Raw genomic sequence first — 26,661 nt, 5'->3', positions numbered from 1 at the left:
CATATTCAGCAGGTTCAATGCCCGTGGAGGCAAATCCAAGATGGCGTGTCGGCGCTGCTAGCACCGCCGGGCTTTCGGGCTGCGCCCCGTGCCGGCAAGCCGTCACGGCCATGCGGCTTCAATCCCTCACGCCTTCGCGCCTGTGGCGCTACGCGCTCCGCTTGCGGACTCCAGTCTTACACGCCGACGCGCGCTACGGCGTGCTGCGCTCTTTCAACACCGCCTCAAGCTCCTGGCGTACCCGCGCCAGCAGCTCATCGGTCTTATCCGTGCTGTCGCCGGCATAGGCCAGTGTCAGCAGCGTGAGCGGATGCACCTCCATGACCTCGCACAGCTCGGTCAGCTTGTGCAGGGTCGGGCTTTTCAAGTCGCGCTCCAGCGAACTCATGTAGGTGCGGCTAGACACGTCCGAAAACGCTTCCTGGCTCAAGCCCCGCGCCTTCCTGACTGTCCGTATCGCCGTCGCCAATGAGTGTTTCGCTGTCACCAACTTGGTTTCCCCATAAAAACCAAGATGACAGTCCATTGCGCCCTATAGGGCTACAATCTATAGTGTTCATTTATGACTGAGAGGCACGCTTTCGTGCTTTTACGGAAATCCGCATATGCGGATTTCCTCAAACCCGTGGAGCCACATCCGTGTCTTTCATGGCCTGCACAATTCCGCTTCTGCGCTTCCGTGCCTGTACGGATTCGACGGCTTACGCCTTCGTGCTTCCGCACGAAAGCACGCATCCATTTCGCCGCTTCCGTGTTTTGGCAGGAAGGCTCCTCCTTGCATCGTCGGATTCGTGGGAATGCCAACCATGACCCAACCGCTCATCACTGCCGAACAGCACGCACAACTGCTCGCCGTTGGCGAGGCGCGCGCCGCCGGCCGGAGCATCGACCCGATGCCCGTGGTGCGGCTATTCACCCCGGACGCGCACGCAACCTGGTTGCTGGCCGCGCTCGATCCTACCGATGGCGATACGGCCTACGGCCTGATCGACCTCGGGATCGGGATGCCCGCCTTGGGAACGGTGAAGCTGTCCGATCTGGCTGCCATCGTCGGGCCATGCAAGCGGCCCGTGATGCGCGACAGTTACTTTCAACCTGTGCGGCAACTATCGGAATACGTGCGGCTGGCGCAGGAAAACGGCTCGATCATGGATTGATGCAAGCCAGCGCAGCCGGGTCAAACGGGCGCATCGTGACTATTTCGGTCTTACCCAAGACCGGGCAGGTCTGAATCCACATCCTTGCACCGAAGCGGTGCGCTTCTGACGCAAACAGTCATGATCTTTGGCGCGGGCTGCTGCACCGTGCGCCATGCCGCGCACCATTTTCGTGGCGGCGCAGCCGTCGCATTCAGACGATTTCAGCAATGCCCCGGAGCGAATCTGTCTTGACACCAGTAGTTACAGCTTACCCCGATTTCGATGACAACCTGATGGTGATTCGATAGCTCCCGCACGACGGAATCCAGGCGACGCACCCCAAGCACAGGGAGGTTCCGTCATGACTGATCGCAGCGTCGAACACTGGTATCCGACAGCGGCTTATCTCTACGTTCTGCACCAGGGCGGCCCCGCGCTGGCCTGGGAGTACCTGCGCCGAAACCCTGACTACCGGCACGACTGGCTGCACCGTCGCCGCCGACCAGATACGGCGCATCGTTGGGGCTTGCGCCTGCTGGAAGATCCCGCCCTGGATGCACGCGACGCGCATCCGGCGTGGTTCCCCGATCACGATGGCGTGATCCAGCTCTACCCGGACGACGACCCGCCGCCGGATGCCGATGCCTTCGAATTCTGGAACGTCCCAGGACGCAAGCACCTGATCCATGATGGCAAGCGCCTGGTGCTGACGACGCAATGGCCTGGCTGCTGCGTGCGGCTCGCGCTCACGCCGAGCATGGCCGACGGAATGGCCTACCTCTACGCCATCCGAGGCTGCACTACGCCTTGCGCACGCTATCGCGCACTGGCGGCTGGGCTGGATGCGTTGTCCACTGCAACCGGGGCCGCGCCTGCGGCGGCGACCCGCTCGCGGCCCACGCACGCCGCAGTGCTGGAACTGCACACCTTGCAGGCACTAGACGCGACCCTGGCGGGCGCGTCTTTGCGCGAGGTTGCCGAGGGGCTGTTCGGCGTTGATGCCGTCGCGGCCGATTGGCACAAAGACAGCGCCTTGCGTGCCCGCGTGCGGCGCCTGGTGCGCCGGGGCGATGCGCTGATGCGCGGCGGCTACCGCCGCCTGGCACAGCTTCCGCCGTTCCCGTCGCATTAGGAGGGGGGACGTTTCGCGCCCCCTGCAAATCGTCCCTTAGCAAGAAGCCTTGCTTTCTTGAAAGTGCCTCTATCCGGCCGCGTGGTGTGGCCGGGCTTGATGGAGGTACACCCCATGCGACCCTCTCCCTTGCGGCCTGCCGCCGCTACTGTCGCTGCGCCCTCGCAGCCCCAACGCTACCTGACCAACGACGAAGCCGCCGAGTATCTGCGCCTCAGTCCTCGCACGCTGGAGAAGCAGCGCGTGATCGGCGGTGGCCCGAAGTTCCGCAAGTTCGGTCGCCGCGTCATGTACGCAGTAAGCGACCTCGATGCCTGGGCCGACCAGCGCAGCTACGAGGCTACATCCGACCCGGAATACGCCGAACGCCACGCGGGTGACTACCGTGATGGCCGCTGATCGTCGGCGCGTGGGTGGCCTTCGCCATGTCCGGCCCTCCAGGGCAAGCCTTGCCGCAGTGCGAACAGCTCGACCTGTTCCGCGCGCTGCCGGGCGACATGGCGCCACGCGACAGCCAGGACTTGATGGCCTTTCCATTCTTCTCGCTGGCGAAGTCGCGGCGCATCGCGCCGATCGACTTCCGCAGCGGGAACATCACCATCCGCGTGGAAGGCACGGCCGAGCACGGCATCGCCACGATATGGGATGCCGACGTTTTGATTTGGGCGGCCTCGCAGATCGTGGAGGCACGCGACGCGGGCATTCGCCCGTCGCGCTGGATACACGCCACGCCCTACGAGATCCTGCGCTTCATCGGGCGCGGCACATCCCTCAACGACTACCTGCGCCTGAAAGCGGCGCTCGACCGGCTGCAATCGACCAGTGTGGCCACGTCCATCCGAGAAACCACGGGCAGGCGCTTGCATCGCTTTTCGTGGATCAACGAATGGCGCGAACTGGCCGATGCCAGCGGCACGCCGCTGGGCATCGAGCTGATCCTGCCGGACTGGTTCTATGCCGGCGTGCTCGACGCCGCCCTGGTGCTGACCATCGACCCGGATTATTTCCGCTTGAAGGGCGGCATCGAACGCTGGCTGTACCGCTTGGTACGCAAGCACGGCGGGCGGCAGGAACACGGCTGGCAATTCGACTTCCGGCATCTGCATCGCAAATCCGGCAGCGCGGCTCGCTTCTCGGACTTCGCCTACGACCTGCGCGTGCTGGTGGCACGGCAGTCGTTACCCGGCTACGTCCTCGGCATCGAGCGCATGCCGGACGACAACACCGAACTGCTGACCTTCCGGCCCGTGCTGCATACGGCACGGGGATAACTGCGGGAAAAGCTGTGGACGGCCTCGTGCTATCAGGAGTACCCGGTATCGTGCTATCGGGAGTACGCCTATCGTGCTATCAGGAGTACGAAAACGCCGCAAAGCCAGTAATGGCGCGGGTTTTCGGCCTCTCTAACTTACCTAACTATAAATCTCTAACTTTTAGTAGAAGCGCACCGTTTCGGTGGACAACCGCCAAACGGCACAGCGAACAGCGTTTTGCAGGGCAGGTGAATCCCCGCTTTCCAGCATGGGAGGCCGCGTCATGATCTTCGCGCTTCTCAATCAGAAAGGCGGCGTCGGCAAGACCACGCTCGCCACGCACATCGCGGGCGAACTGGCGATGCGCGGTCTGCACGTCATCCTGCTGGATGCCGACCCGCAGGGTTCCTCACTGGACTGGACGCAGCGCAGAAGCCAGCAGGGCTTGCCCCGGCTGTTCAGCACCGTGGGCCTCGCCCGCGAGACGCTGCATCAGGAAGCGCCGGAGCTGGCCCGCCGCGCCGATCACGTCATCATCGACGGCCCGCCGCGCATCGCCGCATTGGCGCGTTCCGCGCTGCTGGCGGCCGAGCGCGTGCTGATTCCCGTGCAGCCCAGTCCGTATGACCTGTGGGCCAGCGCCGAGATGGTGGCGCTGATCCGCGAAGCGCAGGTGTTCCGGCCTGCGCTGCACGCGGCCTTCGTCATCAACCGGCGCGTCAGCACCACCATCATCGGCAGGGAAGCGCGGCAATCGCTGGCCGAACAGCCGCTGCCGGCGCTGCGCAGCGAAGTGCGCCAGCGCATCGTCTTCGCCGACAGCGTGGCCGCTGGCCGGCTCGCCCGCGAGACGGCGCCCGACAGCGCCGCCGCCCGCGAGATCGCCGTGCTCACCGATGAACTGCTGCGGTGGCCGACATGAGCAGCCCGCGCAGCAAGCGCGTCGGCATCGGCGCACGTCCGCCCGCGAATCCGCACGCCGAGGCGTGGATTCGCCAGGGCGATGCCGATGCGCTCAACAAGGGCGACCTTTATACGGCCCGCCTGACGCTCGACGTGACGCCCGCGCTACGTGCACGCATCAAGATCGCCGCCTTCGGCCAGGGCGTGACCGTGGCCGAGTTGCTGCGCGGCTTGCTGGAACGGGCGTTCCCCGACAAGCGCCCGGAGAACCTGCCATGAATGCATCCGCCTTGCCTGCCGCTCACGCGGCGACGGCTGCACCGGCTGCTGCGCCGCCGCCTTCGCTTTCGACGCTCGCCGGCCAGGCCGGCAGCGTGCCGCTGACTCGCGTATCGCTCGCCTACATCGAACCGCGCTTCAAGCTCTACCTGCGTTTCGGCGAACCGGCGCGCACGTTGCGGCTCGACCGCTGGCGGCGCTGCGCGGTGTTCCTGCCGCGTGCAATGTTCTGCCGCGTGCGCTGGGAAGCAAACGACTACGGCACGATCCGCTGGCAGCTCATGGTGATGCAAGCCGCCACGCCGCTGGACGACATGCAGCGCATCCCTGGCGTGCGGCCGGGCGCACGCCTGCTGCTGCACGCCGAAGGCGAAAACGCAGTGCGTGCCGCGCTGGAACGCATCGACAACATCGACGCGCAGGGTATCGCCGCCATCGACGTGTCGCCCGCGTACTGGCGCACGCTGGGCAACCGTCTGGCGGCCCGCCTGGCGCTGCCCGAATACACCGCCGAACGGCACGCCGCCTGGCTCGCTGGAAAGGCGCTGCCATGACGACCCAATCCAACACCACATGCACGCACGAAGCCGCGCCGCATCCTCGCTCGCGCCTGCGTGCTCGCATCGTGCTGGCGGCCTTCGCCGCCGTCGGCCTCGCTGCGCTGGCCTGGGCGGCTTTCGTGTCGCCACTGCCGCGTCTGACCTACAACCCGTCCGACAGCGTGGCGGTCGGCTGGTATCGCATCGAACCGTTCGACCCGCGTACCGCCTCGCTGCCACGTCCGTTGTCCGTGGACAGCATCGTGCTGGTGCGGCTGCCCGACAGGGCCGCCACGCTGGCTGCGCAGCGCGGCTACCTGCCGACGCGCGTGCCGCTGCTCAAACGTGTGGGCGCGGTCGCGCCGCAACACGTTTGCATCGTTGCCGGGCAGGTTCGCATCGACGGCGTGCCTGCGGTCGCCGCGCTGCCTGCCGACCGGCTGGGCCGGCCGCTGCCATCCTTGCAGCTTTGCCGCCGCCTCGAATCGGGCGAGCTGTTCCTGTTGAGCGTGACCAATCCAGCGTCGTTCGACAGCCGCTATTTCGGGCCAGTCAGCGCATCCGCCGTGATCGGCGTCGCGTATCCGGTCTGGCTGGAGACACGCCCATGATGGCCGCCGATTCGCTGCACGTTGCCGTGCATCTCATCGTGCCATCGGGCATGTCGTTCCGGTGGCTGCCGCCGTGTCGTCGCGCGTGCAGCGCGGGCGCATCCGCGCCGCGCCTCGCGCAACATCCGGCGCAGCCGTCCAACGTGCAGGCGTCTTGCCTCGAACGCGCCCGGCCTGCGGCCATTGGCGCGTTCGCCGGCGGGCGGGTTGCAAGCAGCACAGCGCCGCCGGGCCGCCGACGCCCGGAGCGACAGCGAAGGGCAAAGGCGGAAGGCAAGACAAAAGGACGCGGCACCGGGCCGCGCCCAAAGCCTGTCTGCACATGGGGGTGGCGCGGCACGGAGCGGCTTCGCCACCGTGCCGCGTGGGGCGCGAGGCCCGCGCCAACGCAGGCATGTCCGCGTGCTTTGCACGACAGGACACGCCGTAGCTTGCGGGGAGCGCATCCATGACCGACCACCGCGACGACGATTTCCGCGTGCGTCCCAGCGCCCCGAAGAACCGGGGCAAGGGCCAGGGCCAGAGCTTCGTTTCCAAGGTGCTCAAGCAGGCGGGCAAGGCCAGCGGCGGCAAGTCCTCGATACGCCATTCCGCCGTGTCCGGCGGCCAGCGCGCAGGCCAGCGGCCCGGCTCGCGCCTGGGGCGCGGCCACACGGCGGCGCGTTTCGCCGGGGCGAAGCTGACGCCCATGTCGCGGCGCGTGACCATCAAGACGCTGCTGGTCAATCACCAACGGGCCAGCCCGCAGTCACTCGCCAAGCACCTGCGCTACATCGAGCGCGACGGTGCGGGCCGCGATGGCGAGCCGGGTCTGGCCTACGGGGCGCAGGCCGACGATGCCGACCTTGAAGCCTTGAAGGAACGCTGTGCCGATGACCGGCACCATTTCCGCTTCATCGTCTCGCCCGAGGATGGCGCCGAACTGGACGACCTGCGCACCTACACGCGGCATCTGGTGAACCGCATGGAAGCTGACTTGGGCACGCGGCTGGATTGGGTGGCGGTGGATCACTGGAACACCGACAACCCGCACACCCACCTGATCGTGCGCGGACGCGACGACACCGGCAAAGACCTCATCATCGCGGGCGACTACATCGCCCACGGCTTCCGCCACCGGGCCGCCGAGCTGGCGACGGAATGGCTGGGGCCGCGCACTGAACTGGAGATCCAGCAGACCTTGCAGCGCGAGGTGGAACAAGAGCGGTGGACGAGCCTCGACTGCACGCTGCAACGCGAGGCCGGCGAGGATGGCCGGGTGCAGATCGAACGCTTCAATGAACCAAAGCTGCAACGCCAGCGCCTGCTGTTGATCGGCCGCCTGCAACGCTTGCAGCGCATGGGCCTGGCCGACGAGACGCAGCCCGGCACCTGGGCCGTCCATGCGGATGCCGAGAAGACCTTGCGCGCCCTGGGCGAGCGCGGCGACATCATCCGCACCATGCAGCGGGCCATGAGCGGCCAGCCGCGCGAGCTGGCGGTGTTCGAGCCCGGCGACGACGGCCGCACCGTCATCGGCCGCGTGGCCGCCAAGGGGCTGGCCGACGAGTTGCACGACCGCGGCTATCTGGTCATCGACGGCGTGGACGGCAAGGCCCACTACGTCGCGTTGAACACCCGCGACGAGCTGGCGAACTATCCCACCGGAGCCGTGGTGGAGGTACGCGGTTCCGCCGTGGTGCGGGCGGCCGACAGGAACATCGCCGCGTTGGCGAGCGATGGCCTCTACCGCACCGATCATCACCTGGCGATCGAGCAAGGCCGAGCTGAGCCCGGCCGCGACCCGCAGGAGGTCGTCGCGGCCCACGTCCGCCGGCTGGAAGCCCTGCGCCGGGCCGGCATCGTGGAGCGCGTGGCCGATGGCTTATGGAGGGTGCCGGACGACCTGGCCGAACGTGGCCGCCAGTACGACTCGCAACGGCTGGGCGGCGTGGCCGTAGAGCTGAAATCTCATCTGCCGATTGAGCGGCAGGCACGCGTGATTGGCGCCACTTGGCTCGACCAACAACTGATCGGTGGCGGCAAGGGGCTGGGCGACTCGGGCTTTGGCGGTGACGCCAAGCAAGCCATGCAGCAGCGCGCCGACTTCCTTGAAGAACAGGGGCTGGCCGAGCGGCGGGGACAGCATGTGATCCTCGCCCGGAATCTGCTGGGCACGCTGCGCAATCGAGAACTGGCGCAGGTCGCCAAGGACATTGCCGCCGAAACCGGCCTGGAGCACCGCCCGACCACAGACGGGCAACGTGTAGCAGGTATCTACCGCCGATCCGTCATGCTTGCCAGCGGGCGCTACGCGGTGCTCGATGACGGGATCGGGTTCAACTTGGTGCCGTGGAAGCCTGTGATTGAGCGGCGACTAGGACAGCAACTTGCTGCGACAGTCCGGGGCGATACGGCGGTTTGGCATTTCACGCGGCAGCGCGGGTTAAGCCAGTGATCCACCTCACGACGATGGCTTTTATGGGGTCGTCATGCCTCTCAACTTGCCGCTACGCGCAAAGACAGGTTACAATTCAAGAGCAATTTTCAAATTCACAGCCAACACTATTGGAGTATCGACCAGTGTAACTATCAGTCTCGCAGCGAGCCGTTTCCTAATTTCAATCTTCGCTCGCACGAGGCTGTATGTATGACTGGCTGTGGTTTGCCAGCCCATAGTCTTGGGCTGTTCTCTATTCCGGGATCGGAAAGAGGCATTCGCGCCTAGTCCCGTTCCAGCCTGCGGCCGAGCCTGCACCGGAATAGATCAATGATGAAATCCTTACGTCAGGACTGGTTCTCCAATGTCCGACGCGACCTGTTAGCAGGCGTTGTTGTAGCGCTTGCCCTTATCCCTGAAGCAATCGCTTTCTCGATTATCGCAGGCCTTGATCCCAAGGTCGGCCTGTATGCCTCATTCTGCATAGCCACAGTGATAGCTTTCACTGGCGGTCGCCCTGGCATGATCTCGGCAGCCACAGGCGCGATGGCATTGCTGATGGTCACCCTCGTTAAAGAGCACGGGCTGCAGTACCTGCTCGCTGCCACCGTCTTAACCGGTGTACTCCAGATCATCGCAGGCTGGCTGCAACTGGGCACGCTGATGAGATTTGTTTCACGCTCAGTTATTACTGGCTTCGTAAACGCCTTGGCCATTCTGATCTTCATGGCTCAACTGCCGGAGCTGACGAACGTAAGCTGGCACGTCTATGCCATGACGGTTGCAGGCCTGGGCATCATTTACCTCTTCCCTTACGTTACTAAGGCGATACCGTCGCCGCTTGTCGCCATCGTGGTGCTGACAGCCGTCTCGATCTTACTCGGCCTCGACATTCGCACAGTAGGCGATATGGGGCAGTTGCCCGACAACCTGCCGGTGTTCCTACTGCCCGATGTCCCGTTGAGCTTGGAGACACTCCAGATCATCTTCCCAGTATCTGCAACTTTGGCCGTAGTGGGTTTGTTGGAATCCATGATGACGGCTTCCATCGTCGATGACCTCACCGACACGAGCAGTAACAAAAACCGGGAATGCGTAGGTCAAGGCGTCGCAAATATCGCGAGCGGCTTTCTTGGCGGAATGGCCGGTTGCGCGATGATCGGTCAGTCGGTCATCAATGTGAAATCCGGTGGCCGCGGCCGTCTCTCCACATTGGCCGCTGGCGTATTTCTTCTGCTGATGGTGGTTTTTATCGGTGACTGGGTGGCCCGTATCCCAATGGCAGCACTCGTCGCTGTGATGATCATGGTGTCCATCGGCACCTTTAATTGGGCCTCGATCCGTAACTTGCGAGAGCACCCTAAAAGCTCCAGTGTGGTGATGCTCGCGACTGTCGCTATGACAGTGGGCACCCACGATCTGGCCAAAGGCGTGCTGGTTGGTGTGCTGCTCTCGGGATTTTTCTTCGCCCAAAAGGTCGGTCGGATCTTCCATGCCTCCTCGCACACGGAGGACGAAGGCCGCATGCGCGTTTACACCATTACCGGCCAAGTGTTCTTTGCATCGGCCGAACGCTTCGTCAATTCATTCGACTTCAAGGAAGCCATTGAAAAGGTGCGAATTGACGTCGGCCGCGCCCATTTCTGGGACATCACTGCGGTTAGCGCCTTGGACAAGGTAGTCATCAAATTCCGGCGAGAAGGTACGGAAGTGGAGGTGACTGGCCTGAACGAGGCCAGCGCCACGATGGTGGACAAGTTCGGGATTCACGACAAGGACGGCGCAGCGGACATGCTCGCAGGCCACTAAGAGGAGAGCAAATCATGAAAAACGAAAATAAAGTGCTTGCTTGCGTCGATCAATCACGCTACGCGGTTCATGTGGCCGACTGCGCTGCCTGGGCGGCACGCCGTATTGATGCTCCGCTGGAGCTTCTGCACGTGATCGACAGCCATCCCGAGCGGGCAACGGATGACGATCACAGCGGCGCAATCGGTATCGACGCTCAAGAGAGTCTGTTGGCACATCTGTCTGCAGAAGATGAAGCACACGCCAAGAGCGCGAGGGAGCAAGGCCGGTTGTTTTTGAACCGACTGCGCGAACGCGCAATCTTGGCAGGTGCAGCCCGTGTCGATGTGCGACAGCGCCACGGTTCTCTGGAAGATACGTTAATTGAGCAAGCGCAAGGCTTGCGTTTGCTGGCGTTGGGGCGAAGAGGCAAAGGGGCCAGAACGCACGAAAATGAGCTAGGCCATCACGTCGAAAACATTATTCGCGCTTTAAAGCTTCCGATTCTTACTGTAAGTGAAGAATTCAAGCCTCCTGAGCGCGTCATGATCGCTTTTGATGGCGGCACTGCAATTCGGCGTGGCATGGAGATGTTGTCCAGCAGCCCTTTGCTGCGAGGCTTGCCCATCAGAATTTTGATGTCTGGAAATCAATTTGGCGGTCAAGCCAAATCGCTTGAATGGGCGAAGCAAACTCTGTCGAGAGCGAGCTCTGAAGTGACCGCTTCGCTAGTGCCCGGAGATGCCGGAGCAGTGGTCGAAAAGGCAGTGAAAGAACAGGAAATTGACCTGCTCATTATGGGGGCATTCAGTCACTCGCCACTGCGCGCTCTTCTGTTCGGAAGCAAGACGGCTGAATTACTGCGTTCGTCACACATTCCAATTCTTCTACTGCGTTAAGTCTTGATCAACGCCACTAATTGGCTGTCAGGTTTGAGCCAAACCGATCACCGTCAACCGGCAATACATCTGGATGGGAAGTTTGAAGCGAACTAGTTGATCTGCGCTGCATAAGGCGATTTGTCCCGCTGATAACAACCTGTCCTTTTAGAAGTTTTCAACACATTGGCGGTTCATGACGAGAGTTTGTTGAAAGGCGCGCGTGAGCGGTGGCCACGCGCCTATGGACAGGGAGATTCCTATGGAATTGCGTCATCTACGCTGCTTCTTGGCCGTCGCAGAAGAACTGCACTTCGCACGCGCCGCTGAAAAACTACACATCGAGCAATCGCCGTTATCGCGCACCATTAAAGAACTAGAAGCTGATGTCGGCGAGCAGCTATTCATCCGTACTAGCCGCAGCACTCGATTGACACGGGCAGGGAAGCTTTTCCTCGAGCATGTTCCTCGCATCTTCACGGCCTTACAGCAGGCTCGCGATAGCGTTAAGGCAGCGGCCAATGGCTTTCATGGGCAACTGCGCATCGCTCTGTCTGACGGCATCACGCCTTCACGTTTACCGACGTTACTCGCGCTATGTCGGCAGGAGGAACCCGAAGTCGATTTGCGCCTTTTCGAGGTGCCGCTTTCTCAACAGATCAAGGGGCTACATGACGATCTATACGATGTTGGGTTTGCGCAGTGGAACAAAGTCGGCCAAGGTATCGTAGCCGAGGCGGCGTGGCGTGATGCGTTAATGGTGGCAGTGCCTGCGCGGCATCCATTGCTCAGGTACAAGCGCATTCCGCTTGAAGAGGTTCTGCGTCATCCACTAGTGCTTTGTGATCCTTCGATTTGCGAAGGGCATGCCCGGCAGGTTGACGGCATGCTTCAGCGAGCAGGCCTGGAACCGCTGATTGCAGAACGTGTTGCGTCCTTCGACCTAATGATGGCGCTAGTGGCAGCAGGCTTTGCCTTGGGTTTAGCCGGAGCGCCACATATCACAGGTAGCCGCGAACCCGGCGTAGTCGCCCGTTCGCTGGCAGGGCGAACTCCCATGCTCGTTACGTATGTGCTGTACCGCGAGGACGAGTTCACCGAATCGGTGACACGATTCAAACAGCGCGTCCACGCAATCGACTCTCCCGAAGGGACGGAAAAACCCACGTTTTAAACCCTATCTGCGAGAGGATGTCGGATCATGATTTTGAAGCTGATTGCCCCGTTCTTGCTGGTTGCTGCAATCACCGCCTGCGGCCCATCCGAGCCGTCGAACCAGGAAGCTATTGTGCCGACCGTCGAAGAGCTGGCCGCCGATCCCGAGCGCTTGAAGGAACTGCGCCTCCAGTGCAAGACCGAGCGCCCGACGATGGGCGACGTGCTGTGCAACCGGGTGGCCGAAGCGACGAACAAGCGCTTCTTCGGCGACGGCAAGGTGCCTTACACGCCATCGGAAACGCCGCCGAAGTTCTGACCGTTGGCGGCTTGCCGCATATCCTGTTTTTCTTTCTTAACACGCCGCAGCGCGCTCATGCCTGCGGCGTTTTTATTGGCTTTGTCCCTGCATGAAACCATGCTTTCTGCATCACCTTGCTGCCGATAACGGTCTTTGACCGGCACTGAACCGACACCGATCCTGACGTCTGCGGCACGCCTTCGTGCCGCGTTTTCCACGGGGAATCAGCGCAGGAGAAATCGGAGGCCAAGGTATGCAGGCTCAAGGTGTGTTGTTCGGGCAGATCGCCGCCGTGTTCGGCATCGTGATCGCCGGTGTGTGGGTTGCCACGCAATGGACAGCCGCAGCCTTGGGCTACCAACTACGCCTGGGCTCGCCCTGGTTCGACTTCCACGGCAAGCCGGTCTATTACCCGTGGAAGCTTTTCGAGTGGTGGTTCTTCTTCGATGCCTACGCGCCGCAGGTCTTCGACACCGGCGGCATGATCGCGGCAAGCAGCGGCCTGCTGGCCGTGGCGGTCGCCATCGCCATGTCGGTGTGGCGCTCGCGCCAGGCGCGCAAAGTGACGACCTATGGCTCGGCCCGCTGGGCCGATGCCGCCGACATTCGCAAGGCCGGGCTGACGCAGCCTGCTGGCGTCTTTCTCGGCCAGCATGACGGCCACTACCTGCGGCACGAAGGGCCGGAACACGTCCTGACCTTTGCGCCGACGCGCTCCGGCAAGGGCGTGGGCCTGGTGGTGCCGACGCTGCTGTCCTGGCCGGCATCCGCCGTCATCCATGACATAAAGGGTGAGAACTGGCAGATCACCGCTGGCTGGCGCAGTCGATTCAGCCACTGCCTGCTGTTCAACCCGACCGATGCCAGTTCAGCGGCCTACAACCCGCTGCTGGAAGTAAGGCGCGGCGCGCATGAGGTACGCGACGTGCAGAACATCGCCGATATCCTGGTCGATCCCGAAGGCGCGCTGGAGAAACGCAACCACTGGGAAAAGACCAGCCACGCGCTGCTGGTCGGGGCGATCCTGCATGTGCTGTACGCGGGGGAAGACAAGACGCTGCGCGGCGTCGCCAACTTCCTCAGTGATCCGGCCAGCCCGTTCGAGCTGACCTTGCACCGGATGATGACGACCAAGCACCTGGGCGGTGCCCAGCATCCCGTCGTTGCATCCGCTGCCCGCGAAGTGCTCAACAAGTCGGACAACGAGCGGTCGGGCGTGCTGTCCACCGCCATGTCGTTCCTTGGTCTGTACCGTGATCCGACCGTGGCGGAAGTCACTTCGCGCTGCGACTGGCGCATCGGCGACCTGATCGCAGCAGAGTATCCGGTATCGCTGTATCTGGTAGTGCCGCCTTCCGACATTTCGCGCACCAAGCCGCTGATCCGGCTGATCCTCAACCAGATCGGCCGGCGGCTCACCGAATCGCTCGATGGCAGTGACGGTATCGAGCGCCGGCACAAGCTGCTGCTGATGCTCGATGAGTTCCCGGCGCTTGGCCGTCTGGACTTCTTCGAGACGGCGCTGGCCTTCATGGCGGGCTACGGCATCCGCAGCTTTCTGATCGCGCAGTCGCTCAACCAGATCGACAAGGCGTACGGGCAGAACCATTCGATTCTGGACAACTGCCATGTGCGCGTGACCTTCGCCACCAACGACGAACGAACCGCCAAGCGTATTTCAGAAACTTTGGGCACCGCCACTGAGTTGCGCGCCCAGCGCAACTACGCAGGCCACCGGCTTGCACCGTGGCTGGGGCACCTGATGGTGTCACGCCAGGAAACCGCACGTCCGCTGCTGACGCCGGGCGAAGTGATGCAACTACCGACCGATGAAGCGGTGGTGATGGTGTCCAGCGTCGCACCGATCAAGGCGAAGAAGCTGCGCTACTTCGCCGACGCCAATTTCAAACAACGGGTATTGCCCCCGCCTGTAGTAACGGCTGGCCCCTACGCCGATGTACCGCCTGCACGACCTGACGATTGGAGCGGCCTGGCAATACCCGCGGTTCCTGCGGCACCGGCCACGGCATCCGCCGATGACCTGGAGGCCTTGGGCTCGACTGACGACGGCGGCCCACGCCGCCAGCCCGAACTGTCGGAAGCCATCGCCTATGCCCCCGAGATGGACGCCCCGACCAGCGATCTGTCGCTGCTCGATGACGACGACATGCCCCCGGTGCTTCCCGACCAGCTCGACCCCGCACTGCAACGCACGGCGCGACTGGCTTCTCTCGACCCCAACGACGGAATCAACCTATGAGCCAATACCGATTGAACCTGTTCATTCAGCACGAGCACGCCAAGCGCCTGGACGAGCTAGCCACGAAGAAAGGCGTCTCGAAGTCCAGCATCGTCGCCGCTGCCTTGGCGTCCTGGCTGTCGCCCGATGCTGGCGACCAGCGTGAGGCCGCCATCGCCAAGCGGCTGGATCGTCTGTCGCGGCAGGCCGAGCGTCTGGAGCGTGACCAGAACATCCAGATCGAAACGCTGGCGCTGTTCATCCGCTACTACCTGACCGTCAGTACGCCGGTGCCCGAAGCCCATCAGGATGCGGCTCGCGCTCAGGGCAAGGCTCGTTTCGAGCAGTTCGTCGAACAGTTGGGTCGGCACCTGATGCGTGGCCGCAGCCTGGTGCGCGACGTGGTGGAAGAACTGCACCCCCAAGGTCGTGAGTTCGGCATGCGCATGGACGACGCGGCGGCGTTGGCCGAAGCCCATCAACGCACAGCGGAGCGTGCGTCATGAGTGCCGTTCCACAGACCCCGCCCGATCCACGCTCATCCGCTGAGGCGTCCCAGGATCGCCGCATCCAGATGCTGCGCACGGCGATGGGGCCGGTGATCGCTGCTGCGCTGGAAGACCCGGACGTTGTGGAGGTGATGCTTAACCCCGACCGGACATTGTGGGTGGATCGGCTGTCCTCTGGCCGTGCGCCGCTCGGCGTCGAACTGCCCGAGGCCGATGGCGAACGCATCATCCGCCTGGTGGCCGCCCACGTCGGTGCGGAGGTACATCGCGGCCAACCGCTCTTGACTGCCGAGCTGCCGGAGACGGGCGAACGCTTCGAGGGCATCTTGCCGCCCGCTGCACCTGGCCCGGCCTTTGCGCTGCGCAAGCGTGCCGTGAGCATCATCGGTCTGGATCGCTATGTGGCCGAAGGCATCCTGACTGCTGGGCAGGCCGAGTTTCTGCGTCACGCCGTGCGCGAGCGGCACAACATCCTAATCGCCGGAGGCACCAGTACCGGCAAGACCACGCTGGCCAATGCCTTGCTGGCCGAGATCGCCGCCACCGGCGACCGCGTACTGGTGCTCGAAGACACCATCGAACTGCAATGCGCTGCCCGTGACCATGTGCCGCTGCGCACCCGCGCAGGCGTGGTGTCGATGCAAGAGCTGGTGCGCGCCACGATGCGGCTGCGCCCGGATCGCGTGATCGTCGGCGAAGTGCGCGGCGGCGAAGCGCTGGATCTGGTGAAGGTCTGGGGCACTGGCCACCCCGGTGGCATCGCCACCATCCATGCCGGCTCCGCCTTGGGTGCGCTGCTGCGCCTGGAACAACTGATCCTCGAAGTGGCGGTGCATCCGCCCCGCGCCCTGATCGCCGAGGCGGTCAATGTCGTGATCCACATCGCAGGCCGTGGACGCAAGCGCCACGTCGAAACCATTTCTCGCGTCGTCGGTTTCGACGGCGAGGGCTACCGCCTGGCGGATGCGCTGGAAGCACCGTTCTCCGAGCTTCCGCCGGTTCCTCTTGCAGCCGCTGCCGCTGCGCCTTCCTCGATCCCTGACCAACCTGGAGAACTGCCATGACGCAGATGCACGTTCCTGCTTTCCGCTTTTCCGTAAATCCGCTTTCCCACCTGTCCAGCCTGGCACGACTGCGTAGCCTGGCCCGCCCCGCACGGCAAGGGCTGCTGCTGGCAGCGCTGCTGCTGTTCCTGGCCGGAACCGCGCAGGCGGCCGGTTCCTCGATGCCGTGGGAAGGCCCGCTGCAATCCATTTTGGAGTCGATCCAGGGGCCGGTGGCTCGCATCGTCGCGGTCATCATCATTATTGCGACGGGCCTGGCGCTGGCCTTCGGTGATACCAGCGGTGGCTTCCGCAAGCTGATTCAGATCGTCTTCGGCCTGTCCATCGCCTTCGCGGCTTCGAGCTTCTTCCTGTCGTTCTTTAGCTTCTCCGGCGGGGCCGTCGTATGAGCACGGCCACCGATCTTCCGGGGTTTGAAGTGCCGCTGCATCGCTCACTGACCGAGCCGATCCTGCTGGGCGGTGCGCCGCGCACCGTAGCGATCGCCAACGGCACGCTAGCCGCCGCCGTCGGGCTGGGCCTGCAACTGTGGATTCCCGGCGTGGTGATGTGGATCGTCGGCCATTCGCTGGCGGTTTGGGGGGCGCGTGTCGATCCGCAGTTCATGCAGGTCTTCGCCCGGCACATCAAACACAAGCCGCTGCTGGACGCATAGGGAGAAGCCGACATGCTGAACCTTGCCGAATACCGCCAGCGGCCAGCGCTCTTGGCCGACTGGTTGCCTTGGGCCGGGCTGATCGCGACGGGCGTGGTACTGAACAAGGATGGCTCGTTCCAGCGCACGGCACGCTTTCGCGGGCCGGATCTGGACAGCGCCACGCAAGGCGAACTAATAGCTACATCAGCGCGGCTGAACAACGCACTGCGCCGGCTTGGTTCGGGCTGGGCCTTGTTCATCGAAGCCGAGCGCCGCCCGGCAGCAGGCTATCCACGCTCCGAATTCCCGGAGCCGTTGTCATGGCTGGTGGATGAAGAACGCCGCGCGGCCTTCGAGGAATCCGGCCAGCATTTTGAGAGTGCCTATCACTTCACACTTGCCTATCTTCCACCAGAAGAGTCCCGCGCCCGCGCCGCCAAAATGCTCTATGAGAACCCGCCAGGCGATGGCGTGGACTGGCGTGGGCGGCTGGAAGCCTTCGTGGCGGAAACGGATCGCGTGTTCGACTTGCTCGACGGCGTGATGCCGGAAATCGCCTGGCTCGATGACAGCCAGACACTGAGCTACCTGCACGCCACGGTGTCCATGCGGCGCTACCGCGTCGGTGTGCCCGACGTGCCGTTCCATATCGACGCACTGTTGGCCGACTGCGCCCTGGTCGGTGGTCTGGCGCCCATGCTGGGCGACCAGCACCTGCGCGTGGTGTCGGTGCGAGGCTTTCCGACTTCGACGTGGCCAGGGATTCTGGACGACCTCAACCGCCTGGGCTTTGGCTACCGCTGGAGCACGCGCTTTTTGTGCCTGGACAAAGCTGAGGCGGAAAAAGAACTCGGCCGCCTGCGCCGCCAGTGGTTTGCCAAACGCAAGAACGTCGTCGCGCTGTTGCGCGAAACGATCTTCCAGCAGGAAAGCCCGCTGGTCGATACCGATGCTAGCAACAAGGCGGCCGACGCCGATGCCGCCTTGCAGGAACTGGGCAGCGATCAAGTCGCTTTCGGCTACCTCACCGTCACTGTGACGGTGCTCGATGCCGACCCGGCCGTAGCCGACGAGAAGCTGCGCATGGTGGAGCGCGTCATCCAGGGCCGGGGCTTCGTGACCATCCCCGAGACCCTCAATGCAGTCGATGCCTGGCTGTCGTCCATCCCTGGCAATGCCTATGCCAACGTGCGTCAGCCCATCGTCTCGACGCTGAACCTGGCGCACATGATGCCGCTGTCAGCGGTGTGGGCCGGGCCGGAGAAGAACGCGCATCTGGATGGCCCGCCGTTGATCGTCACCCGCACCGATGGCGCGACGCCTTTTCGCTTGGTCACGCACATCGGCGACGTGGGCCACACGCTGGTCGCCGGGCCGACCGGCATGGGCAAGTCGGTCTTGCTCGCTACGCTGGCGATGCAGTTTCGCCGCTATCCCGGCTCGCGCATCTTCGCCTTCGATATGGGCCGCTCCATGCGTGCCACAATCCTCGGGCTGGGCGGCGAGCATTACGACCTAGGCAATGACGGGGCGATTGCTTTCCAGCCATTGGCCCGCATCGACCAGGAGGGCTACCGCACCTGGGCCGCCGAATGGGTGGAAGGCCGCCTGCTGCATGAAGGTGTCTCCATTGGCCCGGACGAGAAGGCCGCGATCTGGTCGGCACTCGGCAGCCTCGCCGGCGCGCCGGTGGAGCAGCGCACGCTGACGGGCCTCTCGGTGCTGCTGCAATCGAACGCACTGCGCCAGGCGCTCGCGCCCTATGTGCTGGGTGGTGCCCACGGCAAGCTGCTGGACGCCGATTCTGATCGGCTGGGTTCCGGCAGCGTGCAGGGCTTCGAGATGGAAGAGCTGATGCACAGCAAGGCGGCAGTGCTGGCCGTGCTGGGCTACCTGTTCGCCCGCTTCGATGAACGCTTCGACGGCGCGCCCACGCTGTTGATCCTCGATGAAGCCTGGCTGTTCCTCGATGATCCGGTGTTCGCTGCCCGCATCCGCCAGTGGCTCAAAACGCTGCGCAAGAAGAACGTCAGCGTCATCTTCGCCACGCAGTCGCTGGCCGACATCAAGGATTCAAGTATTGCACCGGCAGTGATCGAAAGCTGCGCCAGCCGGATTTTTCTCCCTAACCCACAGGCGACCGAGCCTCAGATCCGCACGATCTACGAGGGCTTCGGCCTCAACAGCCGCCAGATCGAGATCGTGGCGACCGCGCAGCCCAAGCGTGACTACTACTACCAATCGCGCCTGGGCAATCGCCTGTTCGACCTCGACCTGGGGCCAGCAACTTTGGCCTTCGCCGGGGCATCCACTCCGCAAGACCAACGCGACATGGATCGCGTGCTGCTGGACGCAGGCACACCGGGCTTCGCCGGTGCCTGGCTGCGTCATCGTGGCCTCGATTGGGCCGCTGATCTGCTGCCGTCCTCGCCGGCGGCAGCGTCCTTCCTCGCTTCTCAACCCCAGGAGGTTTCACCATGAAAACCCAACCCCGTTTGCGGTCCGTCTCGCTCGCCGCCGTGCTGTCGGCATCGCTGCTGGCCGTGCAGCCTGCATCCGCGCTGACGGTGTTCGACCCGTCCAACTTCGTGCAGAACACGCTGACCGCCGTGCGCACGCTGGAGCAGATCAATAATCAGATCAACCAGCTTCAGAACGAAGCGCAGATGCTGATGAACCAGGCGCGCAATCTGACGAATCTGGACTTCAACATCGTCAATCGCCTGCGCTCGACGCTGGCGACCACCGAGCGGCTGATCGCCGAGGCTCGCGGCCTGGCCTACGACGTGCAGAGCATGGATGCCACCTTCGCCCGGCTGTACCCGGAGCAGTACGCCGCGACCGTCAGCGGCGACCAGATGCTGCGCGACGCGCAGGAACGCTGGAAGAACACCTTGAACGGCCTGCATACCGCGATGCGGATGCAGGCGCAGGTGTCGCAGAACCTGGCGCAAGACGAAAGCGCGCTGTCCGACCTGGTCAGCCAGAGTCAGTCCGCCACCGGCGCACTGCAAGCCATGCAGGCGACCAATCAGCTTCTGGCCTTGCAGGCCAAGCAGTCGATCCAGGCGCAGCAGCTCCAGATCACGCAGGAACGCGCCGCCGCGCTGGAACTGGCACGCCAAGCAGCGGCTGTCGAACGCGGCCGGGAAGTGACGCGCCGCTTCCTAGGCGACGGCACGCCATACACGCCGCAGCGCGTGGATTTCTACGGCAACTGACGGGAGACGGCCATGCGATGCGTTTCCTTGCTGCTGCCCGTGCTGCTGGTCGCTTGCAGCCAGCAGCCGACCGAAGACCTGGCCGCAGCCTTGGCTGCCAATCCCGCGCGGCTCAAGGTTTTGCGTGCGCAGTGTGCAGCCGACCGGGCTACGGCAGGCGAAGACGCTTGCCTGGCTGCGGCTGAAGCCTTCCGGCGGCGCTTCTTCGCCGGTGAAACCGGGCCTGACGAGTTCCACACGCTGGCCGATCTGCCGCCGATCCCACCGAGCTTCGACACACCCATCAGTGACCAGGACGCCATGCCCTTCGAGGGGGACGTGCCATGAATGACGTGACAGTGATCGACCGATTCCTCGCTACCTTCTCGCGCTACATCGACTCGGGCTTTGGGCTGCTGCAGGGCGAAGTCGCGTTCCTGACCGCCACGCTGATCGTCATCGACATGACCATCGCTGGGCTGTACTGGGCGATGAGCCACGCCACCGGCCAGGGCGATGACTTGATCGCAAAACTGCTGCGCAAGGTGCTTTACGTCGGCGCCTTCGCCTACATCATCAACAACTTCAACTGGCTGGCCAGCATCGTCTTCCGCTCGTTCGCGGGCCTGGGCCTAACGGCCAGCGGCTCGACGATGAGCATGGGCGAATTTCTGCAACCGGGCCGCCTGGCCAAGACCGGCATCGACGCGGCAGCGCCGATTCTTGAGCAGATCAGCGACATGGCGGGCTTCCCCGAGGTGTTCGTGAACATGACGCCCATCGTGGTCATGTTCCTGGCCTGGGCCGTGGTGATCCTGTGCTTCTTCGTGCTGGCGATCCAGCTTTTCATCACGTTGATCGAGTTCAAGCTGACCACGCTGGCGGGCTTCGTGCTGGTGCCTTTCGCCTTGTGGAACAAGACCTCGTTCCTCGCCGAAAAGGTGCTGGGCAACGTGGTGTCCTCGGGCATCAAGGTGCTGGTGCTGGCCGTCATCGTTGGCATCGGCTCGGGCCTGTTTGCCGAGTTCCAAGTGCATCCGGCCGAGCCGTCCATCGACCATGCGGTGGTCATCATGCTGGCCTCGCTCACGCTGCTGGCGTTGGGGATCTTCGGGCCGGGCATTGCCACCGGGCTGGTATCCGGTGCACCGCAGCTTGGCGCAGGCGCGATGGCTGGTGCTGCGATTGGTGCCGCAGGCGCGGCGGTTGCCGTAGGTGCCGCAGCCACCGGCGTGGGCGGTGCTGTGATGGCCGGTGCGCGCATGGCACCGGCTGCCGCCAAGCTCGCCGGGTCTGGTGCGCGGGCTGCAACCTCGGCGGCTGGCAGCGCGAAGTCGGCTTTCCAGGCCGGTTCCGCCGCTGCGGGCGGCGGAGCCAAGGGCGCGATGGCCGGGCTGGGCAGTGTTGCCAAGGGCGGCGCACAGGCCGCTGGCCAGCGCGCTGGTGCTGGCATCAAGGCAGCAGCGGCCAAGGCTGCAGCGCCATTCAAAGCAGGCTGGCAAGGCTCTGGTGCCGATGGCGGCTCAGGCGGTGGCACTGCGGGGCCAGCCGCCGCAGGCGATGCCGCTGGCAACACAGCCAACGCGCAAAAACAAGAGCAGCCCGGTTGGGCCAAAAACCTGCAACGCCGCCAACGACTCATCCAGGCCACCACTACGGCCGCGCACACGCTGCGCGGTGGCGACGGCGGCGGTTCGGGCCAAGGCCCGAGCCTGCGGGATTCCGATAGCTGACTTTCAAGGAGAACTCCATGCGATTCAAACGACCGCAGGTGCGCTATGCCGATACGCCGCAGCCTGCCACTCCGTATCAAGCCGCTGCCCAGGTGTGGGACGAGCGCATCGGCTCGGCCCGCGTGCAGGCCAAGAACTGGCGGCTGATGGCCTTCGGCTGCCTGGTGCTCGCATTGCTGATGGCCGGCGGCCTGGTGTGGCGCTCGGCCCAATCCATCGTCACGCCCTATGTCATCGAGGTCGATCAGTCCGGCCAGGTGCGCACCGTGGGCGAAGCGGCCACGCCGTATCGGCCCACCGATGCGCAGACGGCACACCACATCGCGCGCTTCGTGACGCTGGTGCGCTCGCTGTCCATTGACCCCATCGTCGTGCGCCAGAACTGGCTCGATGCTTACGACTACACCACCGATCGTGGCGCGGCGGTGCTCAACGACTATGCGCGGGTGAATGACCCGTTTGCCCGCATCGGCAAGGAATCGGTGACGGTGCAGATCACCAGTGTGGTTCGCGCCAGCGAGGCGTCGTTCAACGTGCGCTGGACAGAGCGCCGCTACGTCAATGGCGCGGCGACCGGGCTGGAGCGATGGACGGCGGTGGTGTCCATCGTGCAGCAGACCCCGCGCACCGAAGAACGCCTGCGCCGCAACCCGCTGGGCATCTACGTCAATGGCTTGTCGTGGAGCCGTGAACTGGATTCTTCTGAAGGAGCCAAACCATGAATGCACGTTTCCGTAAAACCGCATTGCCGGTGATCCTGCTGGCATCGACTGTCCTGTTTGCGGGCTGCGCCACGCAGGGCAAGCCGCCGCCGGTGATCTCGCTCGATGAGCCGGTGCAGGCTCAGCCATTGCCCGAGCCGCCCACGCCCATCGAAGTGGTGGCAGTGCCCGAACCGTTGGCATTGCCCGGACAGTTGAAACCGCTGCCGGACGTTGATGCGACCCCGGCTTCACCGGAGCCTGCCGACGAGAAGGTGCGCGTTTCGCGTGCCAATGCCGAGGCGCGCATTGCGCCGACCCGTGAGGGCTACGTCAATGCGATCCAGGTCTGGCCCTTCACTGACGGCGCGCTGTATCAGGTCTATGCGTCCGTGGGCCGCGTGACCGTGATCGCGCTCCAGCCCGGCGAGGAACTGGTGACGGTCGCTGCGGGCGATACCGTGCGCTGGATCGTGGGCGACACCTCCAGCGGCAGCGGGGCCGATCTGCGCGTCAATGTGCTGGTCAAGCCTATCCGTTCCGGGTTGAAGACCAATCTGGTCATCACCACCAGCCGCAGGACGTACCTGCTGGAACTGACTTCGACCGACAAGGCATGGATGGCGTCCGTGTCCTGGGACTATCCCAAGGATCGAATGCTGGCCTTGCAGCGCCAGGCCCAAGCCGCCAACGCTGCCGCGCCGGTCGATGCAGGCTTGTCGCTGGAGAACATCCGGTTTCGCTATGCAATCAGCGGCAGCAATCCACCGTGGAAGCCGCTGCGCGCCTTCGACGATGGCGAGAAGGTCTATATCCAGTTTCCTGCAGGCATCGCCCAGGGCGAGCTGCCGCCGCTGTTTGTCATCGGCGCGCAGGGCCATGGGCAACTGGTGAACTACCGCTTCCGCTCGCCGTACTACATCGTGGATCGGCTGTTCGGTGCGGCCGAACTGCGCCTAGGGGCCGACAAGGGCGACGTGGTGCGCATCGAGCGCACGGATGGCATTGCTGGGAGGAACTGAGCATGAGCCAGGACGATACCCCCGACCTTGACGCGCCGCAGGCGGACAAGGTGGCACCCGAGGCGGTGGCGCTGCGCGCCCAACCGCGCCCGGTCACGCGCCTGAACCGGCGCACGCTGGCCATCCTCTCCGGCGGGCTGTCGGTCGGCCTGATGGGCGCACTGATCTGGTCGCTGCAACCGCAGCAACGCAGCGCGAGCGAGTCTACCGAGCTGTACAACGTGGATCGCGTGTCCAAGTCGGAAGGGCTGGATGCGCTGCCGACGGACTATTCCAAGCTGCCAGCGCTGCCGCCCGACGTGCCGGAGCTCGGGCCACCGCTGCCGGGCGATTTAGGGCCAGCCATCGTCAATTCGCAGCAGCCAGTTGCCGCCACCTATGCCGCGCCCGGCTACGACCCCAACGATGCGCTACGCAAGGAAGAAGAAGCAGCGGCAGCTTCATCGGTGTTCTTCCGCACGGGTTCCCCGCAGGCTGCGCCCGTGGCGCAGTCGCAGGTCGCTGCCGCGGCAGGCTTCGCTGCCAATGCCGCTTTCGATCCGCTGGCCGCTGGCCCAGCCTCGACGGCGGCCCAGCCTGCTGATCCGACTGCCGTGCAGAACCGGCAAGACCAGAAAGAGGCGTTCCTGACAGGCGGCTCTAGGGAAACCCGTAACTCCGGCAACCTGCAAATGCCCGCATCGCCGTACCAAGTCATGGCAGGAACGGTGATCGCAGGTGCGCTGGTGACGGGCATCAAGTCAGACCTGCCGGGCGACGTGATCGCCACGGTGACGGAGCCGATCTACGACACGGCCACAGGCAAGTTCCTGCTGATCCCGCAGGGTTCGCGCATCCTGGGCAAGTACAACAGCCAGGTCAGCTACGGCCAGAGCCGCGTGCAGGTGGTGTGGAACCGCATCATCCTGCCGGACACGTCTTCGCTCACGCTCGACAACCTGATCGGCACCGACCCGGCGGGCTATGCCGGTCTGGAAGACGACGTGGACTGGCATTGGGATCGGATTTTTGCCGGTGCCGTGCTGACGACGCTGCTGGGCGTCGGTGCCGAACTGGCCGCACCCGAGAACCGCCAGGACGGTGATCGCGTCATCATCGCCGGGCGCGACAGCCTGCAGGACACGGTGAACCAAGTCGGCCAGGAAGTGACCCGGCGCAACCTCAACATCCAACCCACGCTGACCAGCCGTCCCGGCTTGCCAGTGCGCATCATCGTGAACCGCGATCTGGTGCTGCGGCCCTATCAGCCGCTGTTCTTCAACAAGGGGACTTCGCGATGAGCTCGACCAGGAAACTGCGGCTGGGGCCGCTGCCCAAGACCGAAAGCGTCAAGCTGACCTTCGCTTGCTCGGCCAGCTTGAAAGCCGATCTCGACCGCTACGCCGCGCTGCATGCGCAGGCGTATGGCGAGGCGGTCGATGCCTCGACGCTGATCCCGCACATGCTGGAGGCGTTCATGGCGGGGGATCGGGGATTCAGGAAAGGAAACGCCAACAAGTCCTTGCCGCCGAACCCAAGCTGAAGGTGCACCGGAACCAGATTGACCATCACTCGAACGCGCAGCCCAACGCTGCGCGTTCTTCGTTCTGGATAGGCTGCGAGGGAATGGGCTAAAGTGACCGAGCAGGCCTGCCAGTTCTTGGCAATCTCCATCGCTACAACGCGACTCGGCTTGCTTTCTACAGGCTCTTATGTGGCCCCCAGTCCACAACACCGCATCCCCTGCAAGCGGCATAAAACAGAGCTAACCTATTGCCCCATATATGGTTTCAAGCCTCCCGTGTTTTGCACGAAAGGCTTGACGCTGGCCATTTTTTATTGCCGAGGCAACTGGCCTGCCGCTTGTGGTCTCCCCTCTCCCATTTCATGGGAGAGGGGAGCAAACCGTCGGCAATGCGGCCCCCGCAATCGTTGGCAGGTTTCCTTGCCGCTCGCCGTTCAGCCCAGCAAAGCCTCGGCGAACTCGTCGGCCCGGAACGGCTGCAGGTCTTCCACCTTCTCGCCCACGCCGATGAAATAGACCGGCACCGGGCGCTGGCGCGCGATCGCGGCGAGGATGCCGCCCTTGGCGGTGCCGTCGAGCTTGGTCACGATCAGCCCGGTCAGCCCGAGCGCGTCGTCGAAGGCCTTGACCTGGGCCAGCGCGTTCTGGCCGGTGTTGGCGTCGATCACCAGCAGCGCTTCGTGGGGCGCGCTCGGCATGGCCTTGGCGATGACGCGCTTGACCTTCTTGAGCTCTTCCATCAGGTGCAGCTGCGTCGGCAGGCGCCCGGCGGTGTCGGCCATCACGATGTCGATGCGCCGCGCACGCGCGGCGTTGACCGCGTCGAAGATCACCGCGGCCGGGTCGCCGCTTTCCTGCGAGACCACGGTGACGTTGTTGCGCTCGCCCCAGATCGTCAACTGCTCGCGCGCGGCGGCGCGGAAGGTGTCGCCGGCGGCCAGCAGCACGGACTGGCCGTAGCTCTGGAAATGCTTGCACAGCTTGCCGATGCTGGTGGTCTTGCCGGCGCCGTTGACGCCCGCGATCATCATCACCATCGGCTGCTCGCGGCCCAGCGCCATCGTCTTTTCGAGCGGGCGCAGCAGGTTGGTGAGCAGCTCGCGCAGCGCGGCCTTGACGCCCTCGGAGGTTTCGATGCGCTCGCTCTTGACCCGGCGGCGCAGCTCGCCGAGCAGGTATTCGGTGGCTTCCACGCCCGCGTCGGCCATCAGCAGCGCGGTTTCCAGCTCCTCGAACAGGGCTTCGTCGACCTTGACGCCGACGAACAGGGTGCCGAGGTTGCGGCTGGTCTTGGACAGGCCCGAGCGCAGGCGCTGCATCCAGCCGCGCCGCGCTTCCGGCGTGGCGGCCGGCGGCGGGGTCAGGACCATTTCCTCGGCGGCGGCCGGCTGGGGCACCGGCTGCTGCGCGACCGGCGCGGGAGCGGGAGCGGAAATGGGGACGGGCCGGGGGGCCGGAACCTGGGCGGGCCCGGCGGCGGGAAGCGCCGCTGGTGCGGCGGCCGGCGACGGAACGGGTGCAGGCGCGGCCGCGGGCGCCGGGGCCGGCACCTCGGGTGGCGCACTGGCCGGTTCGGCCTTGCGCTTCTTCCAGAAACTAAACATTGGGAAAGGGGTCAATACCCCGGTAGAATCAATCGCCAAAATTCTAGCAGA

The 26,661-nt window shown here is 64.3% G+C and carries 29 protein-coding genes; 26 read left to right on the top strand and 3 right to left on the bottom strand.

Annotated elements, in window-relative coordinates; genetic code table 11:
• Positions 1-193: 193 nt before the first annotated feature.
• Positions 194-487 carry a helix-turn-helix domain-containing protein gene (locus tag AC3WXD_RS22110; protein WP_071533935.1) on the bottom strand — a complete coding sequence of 98 codons (294 nt, stop codon included), beginning with the start codon at positions 485-487 and terminating at the stop codon, positions 194-196.
• A gap of 319 nt (positions 488-806) precedes the next feature.
• Here AC3WXD_RS22110 and AC3WXD_RS22105 point away from each other — a divergent pair, with 319 nt between their 5' ends.
• From AC3WXD_RS22105 to AC3WXD_RS22045, 13 genes are all read left to right on the top strand, one after another.
• Positions 807-1,157, top strand: coding sequence for a DUF2958 domain-containing protein (locus AC3WXD_RS22105; RefSeq protein WP_023083111.1), 351 nt, complete (start codon positions 807-809; stop codon positions 1,155-1,157).
• 343 nt (positions 1,158-1,500) lie between these two features.
• The gene (locus tag AC3WXD_RS22100) at positions 1,501-2,271 is read left to right on the top strand and encodes a DUF2285 domain-containing protein (protein ID WP_023083110.1); all 771 of its coding nucleotides are present in this window, start codon (positions 1,501-1,503) and stop codon (positions 2,269-2,271) included.
• 114 nt (positions 2,272-2,385) lie between these two features.
• A complete protein-coding gene (locus AC3WXD_RS22095; RefSeq protein WP_023083109.1) occupies positions 2,386-2,670 on the top strand; it encodes a helix-turn-helix transcriptional regulator in 285 nt (94 codons plus the stop codon).
• A gap of 26 nt (positions 2,671-2,696) precedes the next feature.
• Complete coding sequence (locus tag AC3WXD_RS22090; RefSeq protein ID WP_031668140.1) at positions 2,697-3,542, top strand: replication initiator protein A; 846 nt, start codon at positions 2,697-2,699, stop codon at positions 3,540-3,542.
• 265 nt (positions 3,543-3,807) lie between these two features.
• Positions 3,808-4,446: a ParA family partition ATPase gene (gene parA / locus AC3WXD_RS22085; protein WP_021204048.1), complete on the top strand. Its 639-nt coding sequence runs from the start codon at positions 3,808-3,810 to the stop codon at positions 4,444-4,446.
• A complete protein-coding gene (locus AC3WXD_RS22080; protein ID WP_023083107.1) occupies positions 4,443-4,706 on the top strand; it encodes a hypothetical protein in 264 nt (87 codons plus the stop codon). The genes parA and AC3WXD_RS22080 overlap by 4 nt, the downstream gene beginning before the upstream one ends.
• The gene (locus tag AC3WXD_RS22075; protein WP_023083106.1) at positions 4,703-5,260 is read left to right on the top strand and encodes a DUF2840 domain-containing protein; all 558 of its coding nucleotides are present in this window, start codon (positions 4,703-4,705) and stop codon (positions 5,258-5,260) included. The genes AC3WXD_RS22080 and AC3WXD_RS22075 overlap by 4 nt, the downstream gene beginning before the upstream one ends.
• Positions 5,257-5,856: a S26 family signal peptidase gene (locus AC3WXD_RS22070; protein ID WP_023083105.1), complete on the top strand. Its 600-nt coding sequence runs from the start codon at positions 5,257-5,259 to the stop codon at positions 5,854-5,856. The genes AC3WXD_RS22075 and AC3WXD_RS22070 overlap by 4 nt, the downstream gene beginning before the upstream one ends.
• A 448-nt stretch (positions 5,857-6,304) precedes the next feature.
• Entirely contained in the window at positions 6,305-8,293 is a 1,989-nt protein-coding gene (locus AC3WXD_RS22065) for a relaxase/mobilization nuclease and DUF3363 domain-containing protein (protein ID WP_019043455.1), read from the top strand.
• Between the two features lie 312 nt (positions 8,294-8,605).
• The gene (locus AC3WXD_RS22060; RefSeq protein WP_019043456.1) at positions 8,606-10,084 is read left to right on the top strand and encodes a SulP family inorganic anion transporter; all 1,479 of its coding nucleotides are present in this window, start codon (positions 8,606-8,608) and stop codon (positions 10,082-10,084) included.
• Between the two features lie 14 nt (positions 10,085-10,098).
• Positions 10,099-10,962, top strand: a complete 864-nt coding sequence (locus AC3WXD_RS22055) for a universal stress protein (protein ID WP_019043457.1) — start codon at positions 10,099-10,101, stop codon at positions 10,960-10,962.
• A gap of 241 nt (positions 10,963-11,203) precedes the next feature.
• A complete protein-coding gene (locus AC3WXD_RS22050; RefSeq protein ID WP_023083103.1) occupies positions 11,204-12,115 on the top strand; it encodes a LysR family transcriptional regulator in 912 nt (303 codons plus the stop codon).
• Between the two features lie 33 nt (positions 12,116-12,148).
• The gene (locus AC3WXD_RS22045) at positions 12,149-12,415 is read left to right on the top strand and encodes an EexN family lipoprotein (protein WP_024570447.1); all 267 of its coding nucleotides are present in this window, start codon (positions 12,149-12,151) and stop codon (positions 12,413-12,415) included.
• On the opposite strand, the gene AC3WXD_RS22040 is transcribed toward AC3WXD_RS22045, so the two are convergent.
• The gene (locus AC3WXD_RS22040; protein WP_127913711.1) at positions 12,382-12,615 is read right to left on the bottom strand and encodes a hypothetical protein; all 234 of its coding nucleotides are present in this window, start codon (positions 12,613-12,615) and stop codon (positions 12,382-12,384) included. The genes AC3WXD_RS22045 and AC3WXD_RS22040 overlap by 34 nt on opposite strands.
• A gap of 35 nt (positions 12,616-12,650) precedes the next feature.
• Between AC3WXD_RS22040 and AC3WXD_RS22035 the strand changes: the two genes are divergently transcribed.
• From AC3WXD_RS22035 to AC3WXD_RS21975, 13 genes are read left to right on the top strand one after another with little or no spacing between them, the layout of a single operon-like run.
• Complete coding sequence (locus tag AC3WXD_RS22035; protein ID WP_019043460.1) at positions 12,651-14,657, top strand: conjugal transfer protein TraG; 2,007 nt, start codon at positions 12,651-12,653, stop codon at positions 14,655-14,657.
• On the top strand, positions 14,654-15,142 hold the full coding sequence (locus AC3WXD_RS22030) for a hypothetical protein (RefSeq protein WP_023083102.1): 489 nt from the start codon (positions 14,654-14,656) through the stop codon (positions 15,140-15,142). Before AC3WXD_RS22035 ends, AC3WXD_RS22030 begins: the two co-directional genes overlap by 4 nt.
• On the top strand, positions 15,139-16,209 hold the full coding sequence (gene trbB, locus AC3WXD_RS22025) for a P-type conjugative transfer ATPase TrbB (protein ID WP_019043462.1): 1,071 nt from the start codon (positions 15,139-15,141) through the stop codon (positions 16,207-16,209). Before AC3WXD_RS22030 ends, trbB begins: the two co-directional genes overlap by 4 nt.
• Positions 16,206-16,598, top strand: a complete 393-nt coding sequence (locus AC3WXD_RS22020; RefSeq protein WP_019043463.1) for a TrbC/VirB2 family type IV secretion system protein — start codon at positions 16,206-16,208, stop codon at positions 16,596-16,598. The genes trbB and AC3WXD_RS22020 overlap by 4 nt, the downstream gene beginning before the upstream one ends.
• Entirely contained in the window at positions 16,595-16,864 is a 270-nt protein-coding gene (locus AC3WXD_RS22015) for a VirB3 family type IV secretion system protein (RefSeq protein WP_019043464.1), read from the top strand. The genes AC3WXD_RS22020 and AC3WXD_RS22015 overlap by 4 nt, the downstream gene beginning before the upstream one ends.
• Positions 16,865-16,876: 12 nt before the next feature.
• The gene (trbE, locus tag AC3WXD_RS22010) at positions 16,877-19,327 is read left to right on the top strand and encodes a conjugal transfer protein TrbE (RefSeq protein ID WP_019043465.1); all 2,451 of its coding nucleotides are present in this window, start codon (positions 16,877-16,879) and stop codon (positions 19,325-19,327) included.
• On the top strand, positions 19,324-20,067 hold the full coding sequence (gene trbJ, locus AC3WXD_RS22005; protein WP_023083101.1) for a P-type conjugative transfer protein TrbJ: 744 nt from the start codon (positions 19,324-19,326) through the stop codon (positions 20,065-20,067). Before trbE ends, trbJ begins: the two co-directional genes overlap by 4 nt.
• Before the next feature lie 12 nt (positions 20,068-20,079).
• Positions 20,080-20,394 carry a hypothetical protein gene (locus tag AC3WXD_RS22000; RefSeq protein ID WP_023083100.1) on the top strand — a complete coding sequence of 105 codons (315 nt, stop codon included), beginning with the start codon at positions 20,080-20,082 and terminating at the stop codon, positions 20,392-20,394.
• On the top strand, positions 20,391-21,779 hold the full coding sequence (gene trbL / locus AC3WXD_RS21995) for a P-type conjugative transfer protein TrbL (protein ID WP_019043468.1): 1,389 nt from the start codon (positions 20,391-20,393) through the stop codon (positions 21,777-21,779). The genes AC3WXD_RS22000 and trbL overlap by 4 nt, the downstream gene beginning before the upstream one ends.
• A gap of 17 nt (positions 21,780-21,796) precedes the next feature.
• Positions 21,797-22,501 (top strand): conjugal transfer protein TrbF, encoded by a 705-nt coding sequence (trbF, locus tag AC3WXD_RS21990; RefSeq protein WP_019043469.1) that lies wholly within the window; start codon positions 21,797-21,799, stop codon positions 22,499-22,501.
• Positions 22,498-23,502: a P-type conjugative transfer protein TrbG gene (gene trbG / locus AC3WXD_RS21985; protein WP_023083099.1), complete on the top strand. Its 1,005-nt coding sequence runs from the start codon at positions 22,498-22,500 to the stop codon at positions 23,500-23,502. Before trbF ends, trbG begins: the two co-directional genes overlap by 4 nt.
• A 2-nt stretch (positions 23,503-23,504) precedes the next feature.
• Positions 23,505-24,782, top strand: a complete 1,278-nt coding sequence (locus AC3WXD_RS21980; RefSeq protein ID WP_019043471.1) for a TraB/TrbI/VirB10 family type IV secretion system protein — start codon at positions 23,505-23,507, stop codon at positions 24,780-24,782.
• Positions 24,779-25,024: a DUF2274 domain-containing protein gene (locus AC3WXD_RS21975; protein WP_019043472.1), complete on the top strand. Its 246-nt coding sequence runs from the start codon at positions 24,779-24,781 to the stop codon at positions 25,022-25,024. The genes AC3WXD_RS21980 and AC3WXD_RS21975 overlap by 4 nt, the downstream gene beginning before the upstream one ends.
• Positions 25,025-25,440: 416 nt before the next feature.
• Here the strand turns inward: AC3WXD_RS21975 and ftsY are convergent, their stop codons facing one another.
• On the bottom strand, positions 25,441-26,610 hold the full coding sequence (ftsY, locus tag AC3WXD_RS21970; protein ID WP_492324700.1) for a signal recognition particle-docking protein FtsY: 1,170 nt from the start codon (positions 26,608-26,610) through the stop codon (positions 25,441-25,443).
• Positions 26,611-26,661: the final 51 nt, after the last annotated feature.

The sequence above is a fragment of the Cupriavidus sp. FW216-B1 genome (assembly GCF_058789195.1).
The sequence above is the reverse complement of the archived record's forward strand: the minus strand, read 5'-3'. Positions and strand labels throughout refer to the sequence as shown.

Bases quoted from the DNA above. Each gene is read 5' to 3' on its own strand.
- AC3WXD_RS22105 (WP_023083111.1), top strand. From the start codon at position 807: ATGACCCAACCGCTCATCACTGCCGAACAGCACGCACAACTGCTCGCC.
- AC3WXD_RS22100 (WP_023083110.1), top strand. From the start codon at position 1,501: ATGACTGATCGCAGCGTCGAACACTGGTATCCGACAGCGGCTTATCTC.
- AC3WXD_RS22095 (WP_023083109.1), top strand. From the start codon at position 2,386: ATGCGACCCTCTCCCTTGCGGCCTGCCGCCGCTACTGTCGCTGCGCCC.
- AC3WXD_RS22090 (WP_031668140.1), top strand. From the start codon at position 2,697: ATGTCCGGCCCTCCAGGGCAAGCCTTGCCGCAGTGCGAACAGCTCGAC.
- parA (WP_021204048.1), top strand. From the start codon at position 3,808: ATGATCTTCGCGCTTCTCAATCAGAAAGGCGGCGTCGGCAAGACCACG.
- AC3WXD_RS22080 (WP_023083107.1), top strand. From the start codon at position 4,443: ATGAGCAGCCCGCGCAGCAAGCGCGTCGGCATCGGCGCACGTCCGCCC.
- AC3WXD_RS22075 (WP_023083106.1), top strand. From the start codon at position 4,703: ATGAATGCATCCGCCTTGCCTGCCGCTCACGCGGCGACGGCTGCACCG.
- AC3WXD_RS22070 (WP_023083105.1), top strand. From the start codon at position 5,257: ATGACGACCCAATCCAACACCACATGCACGCACGAAGCCGCGCCGCAT.
- AC3WXD_RS22065 (WP_019043455.1), top strand. From the start codon at position 6,305: ATGACCGACCACCGCGACGACGATTTCCGCGTGCGTCCCAGCGCCCCG.
- AC3WXD_RS22060 (WP_019043456.1), top strand. From the start codon at position 8,606: ATGATGAAATCCTTACGTCAGGACTGGTTCTCCAATGTCCGACGCGAC.
- AC3WXD_RS22055 (WP_019043457.1), top strand. From the start codon at position 10,099: ATGAAAAACGAAAATAAAGTGCTTGCTTGCGTCGATCAATCACGCTAC.
- AC3WXD_RS22050 (WP_023083103.1), top strand. From the start codon at position 11,204: ATGGAATTGCGTCATCTACGCTGCTTCTTGGCCGTCGCAGAAGAACTG.
- AC3WXD_RS22035 (WP_019043460.1), top strand. From the start codon at position 12,651: ATGCAGGCTCAAGGTGTGTTGTTCGGGCAGATCGCCGCCGTGTTCGGC.
- AC3WXD_RS22030 (WP_023083102.1), top strand. From the start codon at position 14,654: ATGAGCCAATACCGATTGAACCTGTTCATTCAGCACGAGCACGCCAAG.
- trbB (WP_019043462.1), top strand. From the start codon at position 15,139: ATGAGTGCCGTTCCACAGACCCCGCCCGATCCACGCTCATCCGCTGAG.
- AC3WXD_RS22020 (WP_019043463.1), top strand. From the start codon at position 16,206: ATGACGCAGATGCACGTTCCTGCTTTCCGCTTTTCCGTAAATCCGCTT.
- AC3WXD_RS22015 (WP_019043464.1), top strand. From the start codon at position 16,595: ATGAGCACGGCCACCGATCTTCCGGGGTTTGAAGTGCCGCTGCATCGC.
- trbE (WP_019043465.1), top strand. From the start codon at position 16,877: ATGCTGAACCTTGCCGAATACCGCCAGCGGCCAGCGCTCTTGGCCGAC.
- trbJ (WP_023083101.1), top strand. From the start codon at position 19,324: ATGAAAACCCAACCCCGTTTGCGGTCCGTCTCGCTCGCCGCCGTGCTG.
- AC3WXD_RS22000 (WP_023083100.1), top strand. From the start codon at position 20,080: ATGCGATGCGTTTCCTTGCTGCTGCCCGTGCTGCTGGTCGCTTGCAGC.
- trbL (WP_019043468.1), top strand. From the start codon at position 20,391: ATGAATGACGTGACAGTGATCGACCGATTCCTCGCTACCTTCTCGCGC.
- trbF (WP_019043469.1), top strand. From the start codon at position 21,797: ATGCGATTCAAACGACCGCAGGTGCGCTATGCCGATACGCCGCAGCCT.
- trbG (WP_023083099.1), top strand. From the start codon at position 22,498: ATGAATGCACGTTTCCGTAAAACCGCATTGCCGGTGATCCTGCTGGCA.
- AC3WXD_RS21980 (WP_019043471.1), top strand. From the start codon at position 23,505: ATGAGCCAGGACGATACCCCCGACCTTGACGCGCCGCAGGCGGACAAG.
- AC3WXD_RS21975 (WP_019043472.1), top strand. From the start codon at position 24,779: ATGAGCTCGACCAGGAAACTGCGGCTGGGGCCGCTGCCCAAGACCGAA.
- ftsY (WP_492324700.1), bottom strand. From the start codon at position 26,610: ATGTTTAGTTTCTGGAAGAAGCGCAAGGCCGAACCGGCCAGTGCGCCA.